Below are 13,770 nucleotides of genomic sequence, written 5' to 3' on the forward strand. Positions count from 1 at the left end.
ACGATTCCGGTCACGAAATGAAGAGTTTTGACGAGCTCTCCGAGCGGGTCCCGAACGAGAGGACGCTTCCGTGGACGACGACCGGCCCGATGTGCTGCTGACCGGGCTGCTCTTCTACGACCTCGTTCTCACGGGGCTCGGAAAGCCGCCGACACCGGGCGAGGAGATCTGGACCGGCGGCATGGGCTGCGGCCCCGGCGGCATCGCCAACCTGGCGGTGGCCGCCGCCCGCTTCGGTCTGAAGACCTCGCTGGCCACGGTGTTCGGCGACGACCTCTACGGCGAGTGCTGCCGGGACATCCTGTGCGACCAGGAGGACATCGACCTCTCGCTCTCCCGCACCGCGGACGGCTGGCCCACCCCCGTCACCGTCTCCCTCGCCTACGGCCACGACCGGGCGCTCGTCACCCACGGCCAGGAACCCCCGTACTCGCAGGACGCGCTGATGGGCGACCCGCCCGAGGCGCGCACCGCCCTCGTACACATCGAGGCCGAACCCCGCGAGTGGCTGGCCAAGGCCGCCGCGAACGGCACCCACATCTACGCCGACGTCGGCTGGGACCCCACCCAGCAGTGGTCGACGGACCTGCTCGACCAGCTCGCCCTGTGCCATGCCTTCCTCCCCAACGAGACCGAGGCCATGGCCTACACCCGCACCGACAGCGCGGTCGCGGCCCTCGGCACGCTCAGCGAGCTGGTGCCGGTGGCCGTGGTCACACGCGGCGGCGACGGCGCTGTCGCCGTCGACCAGACGACCGGCGAGTACGCGGACGTGCCCGCCCTGGACGTCGACGTCCTCGACGCGACGGGCGCCGGGGACGTCTTCGGGGCGAGCTTCGTCGCGGCCTCGCTCGACGGCTGGCCACTGGAGGAACGGCTGAGGTTCGCCGTACTGGCCGCCGGGCTGTCGGTCCGGCACCACGGCGGAGCCCTCGCCGCCCCCGGCTGGTACGGCGTCGACCGCTGGTGGCGGTCGGTGGAGGATCCCGAACTGCGGCGCGCGTACGGATTCCTCGCGCACCGCATCCCCGCCGACGTCGGCCCGCCCGTACACCACGCCCCCGTCACCCCGCCGGCCAGTCCCACGCCCGTGGGCCCAAGCGCCTGCGAACGGCTGCACTGCCCCTGAAATCCCCTCGGCACGTCGAACAGGAACAACAGGAGTGACCCGTGGACCTTTCTCGTAGAGGCTTCCTCCAGGCCGCCGCGCTCACCGCGGCCGCCTCCGGCCTGACCGTCGCCTGCGGCGGCGGCTCGGGATCCGGCGCCACCAAGAACGGCAAGAACCTCACGCTGTGGTACTGGGGTGGCGCCCTCAGCGACAAGGTGGTCGCCGAAGCCAAGAGCCACTTCAGCAGCGGGATCAAGCTGACCACCGCCTCCATCGGCGGCGACTTCAAGCAGAAGCTCACCACCACCCTAGCCGCGGGCGGCTCCTCCGTGCCCGACATCACCGGCATCAAGGGCGAGGACATCGCCTCCTTCCTGCCCAACGCCGACCGCTTCCTCGACCTGAACGACCTGGGCTTCAAGAAGATCTCCTCCCAGTACCTGGGGTGGAAGACCAAGCTCGCCCAGACCGAGGACGGCAAGCAGATCGGGTTCCCGATCGACATCGGTCCCACCGCGCTCTTCTACCGCGCGGACCTGTTCGACAAGGCCGGGCTGCCCACCGACCCCGCCAAGGTCGCAGCCGAGGCCAAGACCTGGGACGACTACTTCGCGCTCGGCTCCGAGCTGAAGAAGGCGCAGCCCGGCACCTTCCTGGTCAACAACATCGGCTCGGTGTTCAACATCGCGGTCGGCCAGGGCACCCAGCGGTTCATCGACAAGGACAACCACTTCATCGGCGACCAGGACCACATACGCGCAGCGTGGACCACGGCGATCCGCCCGTACACGCTCGGCCTCGACGCGAGGATCAACGACCAGACCTGGAACGCCGCCATCGGCAAGAACCTGACCACCGAACTCGGCGCCGCCTGGCACGCGTTGGACATCGAGTCGGCGGCCCCGGGCACCAAGGGCAAGTGGCGGGTCTGCGCGACACCCAGCGGACCGGCCAACCAGGGCGGCTCCTATCTGGCCCTGCCCCAGCAGTGCCGGAACCCCGAAGAGGCGTTCAAGATCATCAGCTGGATCCTCAGCCCGACCAACAACGCCCGCGGCTTCACCGACGCCGCCATCTTCCCCGCCTCCCCGGCCGCGTACTCCACGCCGGCCATGACGGGCCCCGACGCCTTCTTCGGCGGACAGAAGATCATCGAGGTCTTCGGTCCGGCCGCCGAGGTCATCCCGGCGGCCTACGAGGCACCCGCCGACGCCGCGGTCATGGCCCCCTACTTCACCGAGTTGACCAACATCGAGGCCAAGGGCAAGAAGTCCGACGACGCCTGGAAGGACGCGGTCAGCCAGGCCAAGCAGATCGCCCGGCGGCAGGGGGTGAGCTGAGTGTCGTCACCTCCGGTCACCCGCTCCGCCGCGGTGCCGGGGCACCGCGGCGGGCCGGGCCCGGCCCGGTTCCGCCCGCGGCGCACCCCGCCCGCGGGCACCGTTCGGCCCAGGCGTCGCGGGGTGCTGTCGTACTGGCGGCAGTACCTGGCGATCTCGCCCTTCTACCTGATCTTCGCCGCCTTCTCCTTCGTCCCCGTCTTCTATTCGCTGTATCTGGCCTTCCAGCGCTATGACGGCCTGGGCACCAAGCAGTTCGTGGGCCTGCAGCAGTTCGAGTTCCTCTGGAGCGACCCGGTCTTCTGGCTGTCCATCCGCAACACCCTGGTGATCTGGGTCCTGTCCACCGTTCCCACGCTGTTCGGCGCCCTGGTGCTGGCGACGCTGCTGCACTCGGTGCGCCGCTTCAAGGGCTTCTACCGCATCGCCCTGTACGTACCGAACGTCACCTCGATCGTCGCCGTGGCGATCTTCTTCGGCGCGGTGTTCAGCAACAACTTCGGTCTCGTCAACGCGATCCTGGGCACGGTCGGCATCTCGCCCGTCCCGTGGCTGAGCAATCCGTGGCTGATCAAAGTGGTCATCGCGGCGTTGATGACCTGGATGTGGACCGGCTACAACATGATCATCTATCTGGCCGGCCTCCAGGCCATCCCCAACTCGATCTACGAGGCGGCCAAGATGGACGGCGCCGGCCCCGTCCGCACCTTCTTCCAGATCACCGTCCCGATCATGCGGCCGATCATCCTGTTCACCGTCGTCATCTCGACCATCAACGGTCTGCAGAGCTTCAGCGAACCCCAGGTGCTCTTCGCCAGCAACGCCGCCAACCAGAACCTCGGCGGCCCGGGCCAGGCGGGCCTGACCACGCTGCTGTACTTCTACCAGTCGGCCTTCCTCAACAACGACTACGGCTACGGCGCGGCCATCGTGTGGGCCTTCTTCGTACTGATCATCGTGCTCGTCGTCATCAACTGGCGCATCGTGCAACGAGGGAGGAAGTCATGACGACAGCCGCCACGACACGGCCGCCCACGGGCACGAGGCGGCCGCGCCGCCCCAAGGGCCTGACCGCGCACATCCTGCTCGCCCTGGCCGTCCTGATCTCGGTCTTCCCGTTCGTGTGGACGATCGTGATGGCGACCAACACCACCCGTGACATCTACAAGAGCCCGCCGAAGCTGACCTTCGGCTCGCATCTGCTGGAGAACATCCGGCATGTGCTGGACACCATCGACTTCTTCGGGTCGATGCTCAACACGGTCGTCGTCGCGTCCGTCACCACGGTTCTGGTGCTGTTCATCGACTCCCTGGCGGCCTTCGCCTTCGCCAAGTTCGACTTCCCCGGGCGCAAGGTGCTCTTCGGCACGCTGCTGGTGTTCATGATGCTGCCGCTCCAGCTGGCCGTGCTGCCGCAGTTCATCCTGATGTCCGAGATCGGCTGGGTCGGCATGCTCAAGGCGCTGATCTGGCCCGCCCTCTCCAACGCCTTCGGCATCTTCTGGCTGCGCCAGTACATCGAGAACGGCGTGCCCGACGAACTGCTCGACGCGGCGCGCATCGACGGCGCCGGGTTCTTCCGTCAGTACTGGAACATCGCGCTGCCGATGATCAGGCCCGCGTTGTCCTTCCTCGCCATCTACGCCTTCGTCGGCGCCTGGAACGACTACGTCTGGCCGCTCATCGTGCTCACCAACCCCGACCACGTCACGCTCCAGGTGGAGCTCGCCCAGCTCAACGTCGGCCACAACACCGACTACAGCATGGTCATGGCCGGTGTGCTCATGGCGGCCCTCCCGCTGGTCGTGGTCTTCACGATCTTCGCGCGCGGGTTCATCGCGGGCGCCACCGAAGGTGCCGTACAGGGCAGCTGAACCGGTGTCGAGAGAGAGGTTCACAGGGGTGGACGCAGCCGGCGGTGGACGGCCAGGGCGCGGCAAGGTGCTCGTGGTGGGGATGGACGGGCTGCGCTTCGACCGGCTGATCGGCTCGCCGTCCACGGCACCCGTACTGCACGGCCTGATGGCCGCGGGCGCCCACGGCACCAGCCTGCTGCCCTACGGCGAGGTGGACGGCCAGGCCGACGACGGGCCGTCCACCAGCATGGCCTACACCGACTCCGGACCCGGCTGGTCGAGCGTGCTGACCGGGGTGTGGCCCGACCGGCACGGGGTGACCGGCAACGACTTCACCGGCGCCGACTACACCCGCTATCCCGACTTCCTCAGCCGAGCCCGCGCCGCCCGGCCCGGCCTGCGCACCGCGGCCGCGGTGTCCTGGCCGGCACTGGTCCGCCGCGGCACCCTCGGCCGCGCCATCGGCCGGCGTGTGCGCTACAACGGCGAGTCCTGCGGCTACGAGACCGCGGACCGCCGCGTCGCCCGCACCGCCGCACGCTGGCTCACCAAGGGCGACCCGGACATCGTGTTCGTGTACTTCGGTGCCACCGACGAGGCCGGCCATGCCACGGGCCCCCTCAGCCCCGCCTACGACGACGCTCTGCGTGCCCAGGACACCCACCTCGGGCGGCTGCTGGAGGCGATCGACGCCCGGCGTTCGGACCCCGGGCGCGCCGACGAGCACTGGACCGTGCTGGTCACCACGGACCACGGTCACCTCGACACCGGCGGCCACGGCGGCGACACGCCTGCCGAGCGGGAGGTCTTCGTCATCCTTGCCGAGCCCGGCGTGCCCGACGGCACCCGGCTCGACACGCCTCGCCTCATCGACATCGCCCCCACCGTGCTGGACCGTCTCGGCATCCCCGTCGACCCTGCCTGGGGCCTGCAAGGCCGCGCCCTGCCCCGGCCCACCGCACCGACTTCGGAATGGTCATGACCGACGCATCCCTCAATCCCCTGATCGCCCTGCGCCCCTGGGAGGCACCCGAGGTGACCTCCTGGGGGCGACTGCCCATGAACGCCGTCGACCGGCGCGCCGGAGCACTCCCCCTCGACGGCGACTGGCGCTTCCAGTTGCTGCCGGTTCCGGACGCGCCGGTCGGCGGTGCCTGGTCGTCGTCGCGGGTCCCCGGCGTCTGGACCATGCAGGGCACGGACGACCTGCCGCAGTACACCAACGTCCGGATGCCGTTCCCCGAGTTCCCGCCGCACTCCCCCGCCGCCGACCCGACGGGGGTGTACGAGCGTGAGGTGGACGTCCCCGCCGAGTGGGCCGGACGCCGGATCGTGCTCCAGATCGGGGCCGCGGAGAGCGTGCTGCTGGTGCATGTGGACGGGCGGCCGGTGGGCATCTCCAAGGACTCCCACCTGGCCGCCGAGTTCGACCTGACGGGACTGGTACGCCCGGGCGGGCGGGCCACCGTACGGCTGAGCGTGGTGAAGTGGTCCGACGCCTCGCACATCGAGGACCAGGACCAGTGGTGGCACGGCGGGATCACCCGCTCGGTGCTGCTGTACGCGACGGATCCGCTGCATCTCGCGGACGTGAGCGTGCGGGCCCGGTACAGCGGTGCGCTGCGGGTCGACTGCCGGGTGCGGGACGCGGGCGGTGCGCTGGCCGAGGGGTGGTACCTCACCGGCGAGCTGGACGGTCAGCCGCTCGCGCAGGACGCGGAGTTCGACCGTGCCAACGCCGAGGACGAGCGCGTCTCCGACTTCCTCGGCGAGGCCCGGCTGCTGGCCACCGTCCCCGAGGTGCGCACCTGGAACGCCGAGACGCCCGAGCTCTACGACCTGGCGGTCCACCTGCACCGCGCCGACGGCACGGTCGCCGACACCTCCCGCCACCGGATCGGCTTCCGGGATGTCGAGATCGTCGGCCGGGACCTGCTCGTCAACGGGGAGCGGGTGTTCATCCGGGGCGTCAACCGGCATGACTTCCACCCGCTGACCGGCCGGACGGTGTCGTACGACGACATGCGCGCCGATCTCGTCCTGCTCAAGCGCTTCGGCTTCAACGCGATCCGCACCTCCCACTACCCCGGCGACCCGGCGCTGTACGACCTCGCCGACGAGCTCGGCTTCTACGTCGTCGACGAGGCGGACATCGAGTCCCACGACCACGCCCATGAGATCGCCGACGACCCCCGCTACCTGAACGCCTTCGTGGACCGCGTCTCGCGCATGGTGCTGCGCGACAAGAACCATCCGTCGGTCATCATCTGGTCGCTGGGCAACGAGTCCGACTACGGCGCCAACCACGACGCGGCGGCCGGCTGGGTGCGCCGGCACGACCCGACGCGGCCGATCCAGTACGAGGGGGCGGCCAAGCTCGACTGGGCGGCGACGGACGACGCCTCCGACATCGCCTGCCCCATGTACGCGCCCATCGAGGACTGCGTCGCCCACGCGCTCTCCGGCGAGCAGACCAGGCCGCTCATCCAGTGCGAGTACTCGCACGCCATGGGCAACAGCAACGGCACGCTGGCCGACCACTGGGCTGCCATCGAGTCCACCCCGGGTCTTCAGGGCGGCTTCATCTGGGAGTTCTGGGACCACGGAATCCTGCAACGCGTGAGCGATGGCAGACCTGCCGGGCGCGCGGGCGCCGGCCTCTTCGACAACGGTGTCGCCGCGCCCGGGTACCGCTGGGCGTACGGCGGTGATTTCGGCGAGGCCCTCCACGACGGCGCGTTCATCGCGGACGGCGTGGTGTTTCCGGACCGTACGCCCAAGCCCGCGATGTACGAGCACCGGGAGATCGCGGCGCCCGTGCGCATCGAGTGCTACCGGCACGAGGGCATCGTGCTCGGCAACCACCAGCACTTCCGCGGCCTGGACTGGCTGACCGGCGAGTGGCGACTGGACCTCGCCGACGGCACGACACTGACCGGGCCGGCCGAGCTGCCGAGCCTGTGCCCCGGCGAGACGGCCGCCGTACCGCTGCCCTTCGCGGTGCCGCAGGACGGCGGCGAGGCCTGGCTGACGCTGCGGGTGACGGTGGCCGAGGACCAGCCGTGGGCGCCGCGCGGCACCGAGGTGTGCGTGCCGCAGATCAGGCTGCGCGGGCCCGCCCCCGTTCAGGACGCTCCGGTGGACCGGCAGGTCGAGGTGGACGGCGAGGGTCTCCTCGTCCACCCGCTGCTGACGGCCGCCCCCACGCTCTCGCTGTGGCGGGCGCCCACCGACAACGACGAACTCGGCGGCATGGCGCGGCGCTGGCGGAGCTGGGGGCTCGACGCGCTGGTGCGCAAGGTCGTGTCGGTACGGCAGGACTCCGGGCAGGTGACGCTGGAGGCCGAGTACGCGGGCACGACCGGTGTCGTCCGGCACCGGCAGGTGCTCACCGCCGTCGAGGGCGGGATCCGGGTCGACGAAGAGGCCGAGCTGCCGGCGGCGTTCGACGACGTGGCGCGGGTCGGCACGGTCTTCGAGACGGTCGCGGGGCTGGACCTGCTGGACTGGTTCGGGCAGGGGCCGTGGGAGTCGTATCCCGACCGCAGCGCGGGCGCGCCCGTCGGCCAACACTCCGTTCCCGTCGACGAGTTGTACACCCCTTATCTACGGCCGCAGGAGAGCGGCGGCCGGCACGGCGTACGGCGGTTCACACTGTCTGCGCCGGACGCCACCGGGCTCTCCGTCGCCCTGGACGAGCCCCGTCAGGTCTCGGTGACCCGTTACCGGGCAGAGGACCTCGCCGCCACCGACCACCACGACGAGCTGGTCCCGCGGCCCGGCTGCGTGGTGCACATCGACGCCGCGCACCGAGGCCTGGGCACCGCCTCCTGCGGGCCCGACACCTCACCCTCCTATCTCGTCGCACCGGGCATCCATCGCTGGAGCTGGACCCTGCGCGTTCTCTGAACCCCCCACGCCCTTCAGCGTCACCTTTTCTCACGGATCTTCCTTACGGAGCACACGTGTGTATTTCGCATGACCAGGAACAGGGCGAGGCCGCGCAGGCCGGTGCCGGAAGACGCGGATTCCTGCGCGCCACGGCGCTGCTCGGCGCCGTGGCCACCGCGGGGGTCGCCCTGCCGAGTGTGGCCGAGGCGTCCACGGCGACGGCCGGCTGGCGTCCCGATGCCGAAAGCCGCCGCTTCACGCTGGCCGTGATGCCCGATACCCAGTACCTCTTCGACGGGCCGAGCATCAACCCCGCGCCCATCGAGGCGTCCCTGCGCTACCTGCTGGAGCACGGCCGGGACGAGAACATCGTCTTTCTCTCCCACCTCGGCGACCTCACCGAGAACGGCGCGAAGGAGGAATGCGCCGCCATCGGCAAGGCGTTCGAGCTGCTCGACCGGCGCGGCGTCGGCTACAGCGTCCTGGCCGGCAACCACGACGTGAAGTCGTCCACCGACGACCAGCGCGGCTCGACGCCGTATCTGGACACGTTCGGACCGCGGCGCTTCCAGGGCAAGTCCACCTTCGGCGGTGCCTCTTCGGACGGCTACAACACCTACCACCTGTTCAGGGCGGCCGGCCGTGAGTGGATGGTGCTCGCGCTGGACTGGCGGCTGTCGGCGAAGGGCTACGCCTGGGCGAAGGACGTCCTCGCCCAGCACCCGAAGACTCCCGTCATCCTCACCACGCACGAACTCGTCGTCGACGACGACACGTTGTCGTCCTACGGTCAGCAGCTGTGGGATCAGCTGATCAAGGACCACGACCAGATCTTCCTCACCCTCAACGGCCACTACTGGCCCGCGGGCCGCGCCGTCCGCCAGAACGCGGCGGGCAACGATGTCCATCTGCACCTGACGAACTACCAGAACCGCTACTTCGGCGGCGCGGCGATGATCCGCCTCTACCACTTCGACCTCGACCGTGACGTCATCGACGTCGAGACGGTCTCCCCGTGGATCCTGGGCCGCGCCGCGAAGGGCCTGAACGAGCTGGAGCGGGAGGAGATCGAGCTCAGCGGCGACGCCGACCGGTTCTCGGTCGACATCGACTTCGCGGACCGCTTCTCCGGCTTCGCCCCGGTGCCGCCCCGCCCCGCGCGCCCCGCGTCGAACATGCTGATCCGGGGCACGGCCGCCTACTGGCGCTTCGACTCCCCCGTCTCCGGCACCGTCCGCGACCTGTCCGGCCGCGGCAACGACCTCACCGTGGTCTCCGTGGGGGGCGGCAAGCTCGGCTGGTCCGACGACCACCACCCCGACCAGCCCGGACACGGCAGCCTGGAGTTCCAGGGCTTCAAGTCCCCGCTGCGGGGCGCGTATCTGCGCACGGTCGACGGCGCTCCGCTCAACGCGGCCACCTTCAGGGACGGCTACACCATCGAGGCCTTCTACCGGCTCCCCGCCGACTGGGACGCCTCGCACAACGCCTGGGCCGGTCTGGTCAGCCGTACGGGCACGGGCGGCGCCGCCGGCAAGACCGAGGGCGACCCCGACGAGCCGCTCGCCACGCTGTCCCTCTCCGACGGTCCCGGTCCGCAGTGGGCGGTCCGGCCGCTCAACCAGCAGGGGATCGCCACCAACTGGGGCGACGAGACCGCGCGGGAGACCTGGTGGCACATCGCCGTCGTCAACGACGGCCGGCACACCACGATGTACGTCCAGGGCTGCCCGGTGGCCCGCAACCCGCACGCCACCGCGATCGGCCTCACTTCGGTCGGCCTGCCGTGGCTGCTCGGCGGTTACGAGTACGGCGGCCGGATCGACCAGATCCTGTACGGCCGCCTCGGCGACGTCCGTGTCGTCGAACGGGCGCTGCCCGTCACGTCCTTCATGACTCACTGACCCCTGCCGAGGATGACCATGACCGAGCAGCAGCTGCCCACCTGGGCCGATCCGTCCGTCTCCCCCGCCGACCTGGACCCGCAGGGCGTCTCCAGACGCGGACTCCTGCGCCGCGCGGGCCTGTTCGGCGCCGCCTTCGCGCTCGGCGGCGCGGCCGTGCCCACGGCGGCCTCCGCCGCCGAGCGGCGTCCGGGCGGCGACGACCCCCGCCTCGCCTACCTCGTCGGCGACCACCACATCCACACCGTCTACAGCCACGACGCCAAGTACACGTTCTCCCAACTCGCCGCCGCGGGCGCCAAGTACGGCCTGGACTGGATGGTGTTCACCGAGCACTCCAACTTCGGGCACGCCGAGTACGGTGCCTCGCTGGAGCACCAGGAGATCCTCAGGGCCCGCGCCGAGAACCCGCGCCAGCTCATCTTCCAGGGCCTGGAGTGGTACATCCCGGCCGCCGAGCACTGCACGGTCTTCGCGGCGCCCGGCCGCCACGAGGTGGACCTGCTCACCCGGTTCGAGAGCGCCTACGACGGCAAGCTGCTCCGCTACACCGAAGGAGCCCCGGGGGCCGCGGACACGGCCCGCAACGAGGCCCACGCGGTCAAGGCCATCAAGTGGCTGGCCGAGCAGCGCCGTGCGGGCTACGTCGACGACGTCCTCGTCCTCGCCAACCACCCGCTGCGCCTGGGCATCGACTCCCCGCACGAGATGCGCAACTGGCGGGACGCGGCCCCCGAGATCATGATCGGCATGGAGGGCGCGCCCGGCGCCCAGGGCGCGGCCATCCCGGGCTGGCGCGGTGCGACCTCGATGCGCGGCGAGTACGAGAACAAGCCGTCGGCGCAGTCCTGGCCGGGCTACCCGGCGGAGGGGTATCTGACGTACGGCGGCTTCGACTGGGCGACCGCGACGGTCGGCGGTCTGTGGGACTCGATGCTGGCCGAGGGCAGGCTGTTCTCGATCACCACCAACTCCGACGCCCACCGCGTCGTCTTCGACACCTGGAAGAACGGCGACTGGCCGGCCGGCCAGAACTTCGACAACACCGGCAAGCTGCCCGACCCGGTGAACACCGACACCCCGCAGCCCGGCAGCGACTTCTGGCCCGGTCAGTTCAGCCGCACCCACGTCGGTGTGACCCGCTACGGCTACCGCGCGGTGATGGCGGGCCTGCGCGCCGGCCGGGTCTGGCTGGACCACGGCCATCTGCTGGACGGCCTCGACGTACGCGTCAAGCGGGACTGCGACCAGGGCAGGGGCGTCACGCTGGGCGGCCGGCTGCGCGTACGCGAGGGAGAGCGGATCACCCTGTACGTCACGGTGACGACAGCCTCCCGCCCCAACGCCCAGGGAATCCTCCCGGAGTTGGCGCACATCGACGTCATCCGGGGTACGGTGCGCCGCCCGGTGGTGGACCGGGACTCCTGGCAGGCGCCCGACACCAGGGTCGTGGCGACGAAGGACGTGTCCGGCCGCGAGGGGACGTACACCCTGCGGATCCCGCTGACCGTCGGGAGCGAGTCCTTCTACGTCCGCCTGCGCGGCAGCGACGGCAACCGCAACGGCACGGGCTACCTCGGCGCCTCGGTCGACCCGCACGGGCCGATCCCGCACGCGCCCGGGAACGGTGACCCGTGGACGGATACGTGGTTCTATTCGAACCCCGTATTCGTCGACGTGGCAGGAGCCTGAGCCTGATGAAGCGTCAACTGACCGCCGTGGCCGCCTTATTCGGCGCCTTCACCCTGGCCGCCGCGGGCACGGCGTCGGCCGCCGGTGACCCGGACTGGGTGGAGACCGGCACGGCGTACACCGACACCCTGGGCGGCGGGCAGGGGCTCGCCGCCCGGGCGGACGGCTCAATGCTGTACCGGGGCATGGCCGACATCCCGCTGGGCCTGCGGATCAAGGGCTGGAACCACGTCGGCGACCCCGACATCGCCCGCGGTCACACCTTCGACGCCTACCAGGGACCGGACACGGCCACGTCCAAGATGTTCGCGGTGACGACCCCGTCCGGGAAGCGCTACGAGTACGTCCACCGGCTCAACCCGGGCGAGAAACTGAACAACTCCTTCGCCACGATCTCGCCGGACGGCCAGTGGTTGGTGTCGGGCGAGTGGGGCGAACAGCGAAGACTCCAGGTCTTCCCCGCTCCCCTGCTGAACCCCGCCACGCCTCCGACGGGCGGGGACCTCGAGGAGGCCTGGCAGATCACCCTCGACAAGCCCGTACGCGACATCCAGGGCTGCGACTTCGTCACGGACACCCGCCTGCTGTGCGCCTCGAACGACGCCTCGGGCACCCTCTTCCCCGAGACCCGCCCGCTCCTCCAGGTCGACCTGCCCCGCAAGGTGGACGGCCGGCCGATCACCGGCGCGGTGAAGAGCCTGTTCGCGTTGCCCCAACGCAGCGTGTGCACGGGCACGTTCGAGTCGGAGGGCGTGGACTACGACATGAACAGCGGCACGCTGCGGGCGGAGATGATTCCGCCCGGGGTGTGCGCGGTCGCTACGGCTGTGTATTCGTATCGGCAGGTCGCGGGCTGATCCACGGGCAGCGCCGGTGGCCGTGACGACCCGTGAGTGGTCGCCACGGCCACCGCCCGTCGTACCGAATCGACAAGTCCTCGCCACCTCGCGGCCATTGGGTTGCCAGAAGCCGGAAACAACCGCACATCGGGATGATCTGGGGCACGATGGGGAATGGCCGTGACGACCACACGGCATGCCGCAGCGGACGGGGGCTTCGGAAGGGGGCCGCGCATGCTCAAAGACGTGTACACGGGGGACGGGCGCCGATTAGCCGTCGAGATCAGCGGAGATCCCGGCGGCTCACCGGTGTTCCTGCTGCACGGCACGCCCGGCAGCCGGCTCGGGCCAGCACCCCGGCCGATGCTCCTCTATCACCAACAGATCCGGCTCATCACCTACGACCGCCCCGGCTACGGCCCCTCCGACCGTCTCCCGGGGCGTCAGGTTGCCCATGTCTCCGCCGATGTCGCCGCCATCGCGGACGCCCTCGGCGTCGAGCGCTTCGCCGTGGTCGGCCGCTCCGGCGGCGGCCCGCACGCCCTCGCCTGCGCCGCACTGCTGCCGCACCGGGTGACCCGGGCCGCCGTCCTGGTCAGCCTCGCCCCGCGGGACGCGGACGGGCTGGACTGGTTCGCGGGGATGACGGCCTCCAACGTCAACGAGTACACCAAGGCCCTGGACGGACCCGATCAGCTCGCGGACAGTCTGCGAAAACGTTCAGTCGACATTCGGTCCGATCCCGGCAAGCTGCTGGCGCAACTGCGCTGGGAGCTGACCGAGTCCGATCTGCGGGTGGTCGCCGACGCGGCAATCCGCGCGATGCTGCTGCGCAACTACCGGGAGGCACTGAGCGTCTCCGCCGACGGGTGGGTGGACGACGCCCTGTCCTTCTGCGGCCCGTGGGGCTTCTCACCGGCCGACATCTCCGTACCCGTCCTGCTGTGGCACGGCGAACGGGACGGGTTCTCGCCTGCCAGCCACACCAGGTGGCTGGCCGAGCGCATTCCGGGCGGCCGGGCCGTGCTGCACCCCGAGGAGGCGCACTTCGCGTCGCTGCGGGTGCTGCCGGACGTCTTCACCTGGCTGTTGGGAGGACGCTCGCGCCTGATGGCCGACCCCGCCTGAGTCCCGCAC

General features: G+C 70.4%; 10 protein-coding genes. All 10 read left to right on the forward strand.

Going from position 1 to position 13,770, the window contains the following annotated elements:
- Positions 1-70 precede the first annotated feature (70 nt).
- The 10 genes from ACZ7NC_RS03675 (at position 71) to ACZ7NC_RS03720 (ending at position 13,761) form a co-directional block, all read left to right on the forward strand.
- A complete protein-coding gene (locus ACZ7NC_RS03675; protein WP_471484580.1) occupies positions 71-1,129 on the forward strand; it encodes a carbohydrate kinase family protein in 1,059 nt (352 codons plus the stop codon).
- A 41-nt stretch (positions 1,130-1,170) separates the two neighbouring features.
- Positions 1,171-2,451 carry an ABC transporter substrate-binding protein gene (locus ACZ7NC_RS03680; RefSeq protein WP_471484581.1) on the forward strand — a complete coding sequence of 427 codons (1,281 nt, stop codon included), beginning with the start codon at positions 1,171-1,173 and terminating at the stop codon, positions 2,449-2,451.
- Positions 2,452-2,574: 123 nt separating this feature from the next.
- Positions 2,575-3,459: a carbohydrate ABC transporter permease gene (locus ACZ7NC_RS03685; protein WP_471484907.1), complete on the forward strand. Its 885-nt coding sequence runs from the start codon at positions 2,575-2,577 to the stop codon at positions 3,457-3,459.
- Positions 3,456-4,325: a carbohydrate ABC transporter permease gene (locus ACZ7NC_RS03690; protein WP_471484583.1), complete on the forward strand. Its 870-nt coding sequence runs from the start codon at positions 3,456-3,458 to the stop codon at positions 4,323-4,325. The genes ACZ7NC_RS03685 and ACZ7NC_RS03690 overlap by 4 nt, the downstream gene beginning before the upstream one ends.
- Before the next feature lie 28 nt (positions 4,326-4,353).
- The gene (locus ACZ7NC_RS03695; protein ID WP_471484584.1) at positions 4,354-5,289 is read left to right on the forward strand and encodes an alkaline phosphatase family protein; all 936 of its coding nucleotides are present in this window, start codon (positions 4,354-4,356) and stop codon (positions 5,287-5,289) included.
- Entirely contained in the window at positions 5,286-8,216 is a 2,931-nt protein-coding gene (locus tag ACZ7NC_RS03700) for a glycoside hydrolase family 2 TIM barrel-domain containing protein (protein ID WP_471484586.1), read from the forward strand. The genes ACZ7NC_RS03695 and ACZ7NC_RS03700 overlap by 4 nt, the downstream gene beginning before the upstream one ends.
- Positions 8,217-8,272: 56 nt before the next feature.
- The gene (locus ACZ7NC_RS03705; RefSeq protein ID WP_471484587.1) at positions 8,273-10,102 is read left to right on the forward strand and encodes a LamG-like jellyroll fold domain-containing protein; all 1,830 of its coding nucleotides are present in this window, start codon (positions 8,273-8,275) and stop codon (positions 10,100-10,102) included.
- Positions 10,103-10,120: 18 nt separating this feature from the next.
- Positions 10,121-11,794 carry a PHP domain-containing protein gene (locus tag ACZ7NC_RS03710; protein WP_471484588.1) on the forward strand — a complete coding sequence of 558 codons (1,674 nt, stop codon included), beginning with the start codon at positions 10,121-10,123 and terminating at the stop codon, positions 11,792-11,794.
- A gap of 5 nt (positions 11,795-11,799) precedes the next feature.
- Positions 11,800-12,651, forward strand: a complete 852-nt coding sequence (locus ACZ7NC_RS03715; RefSeq protein ID WP_471484590.1) for a hypothetical protein — start codon at positions 11,800-11,802, stop codon at positions 12,649-12,651.
- A 216-nt stretch (positions 12,652-12,867) separates the two neighbouring features.
- Positions 12,868-13,761, forward strand: a complete 894-nt coding sequence (locus ACZ7NC_RS03720; protein WP_471484592.1) for an alpha/beta fold hydrolase — start codon at positions 12,868-12,870, stop codon at positions 13,759-13,761.
- Positions 13,762-13,770: the final 9 nt, after the last annotated feature.

This window comes from Streptomyces sp. NPDC111802 (genome assembly GCF_055634335.1).

Excerpts from the sequence above, each read along its gene's own strand:
- ACZ7NC_RS03715 (WP_471484590.1), top strand. The coding sequence starts at position 11,800 with ATGAAGCGTCAACTGACCGCCGTGGCCGCCTTATTCGGCGCCTTCACC.
- ACZ7NC_RS03700 (WP_471484586.1), top strand. The coding sequence starts at position 5,286 with ATGACCGACGCATCCCTCAATCCCCTGATCGCCCTGCGCCCCTGGGAG.
- ACZ7NC_RS03720 (WP_471484592.1), top strand. The coding sequence starts at position 12,868 with ATGCTCAAAGACGTGTACACGGGGGACGGGCGCCGATTAGCCGTCGAG.
- ACZ7NC_RS03710 (WP_471484588.1), top strand. The coding sequence starts at position 10,121 with ATGACCGAGCAGCAGCTGCCCACCTGGGCCGATCCGTCCGTCTCCCCC.
- ACZ7NC_RS03690 (WP_471484583.1), top strand. The coding sequence starts at position 3,456 with ATGACGACAGCCGCCACGACACGGCCGCCCACGGGCACGAGGCGGCCG.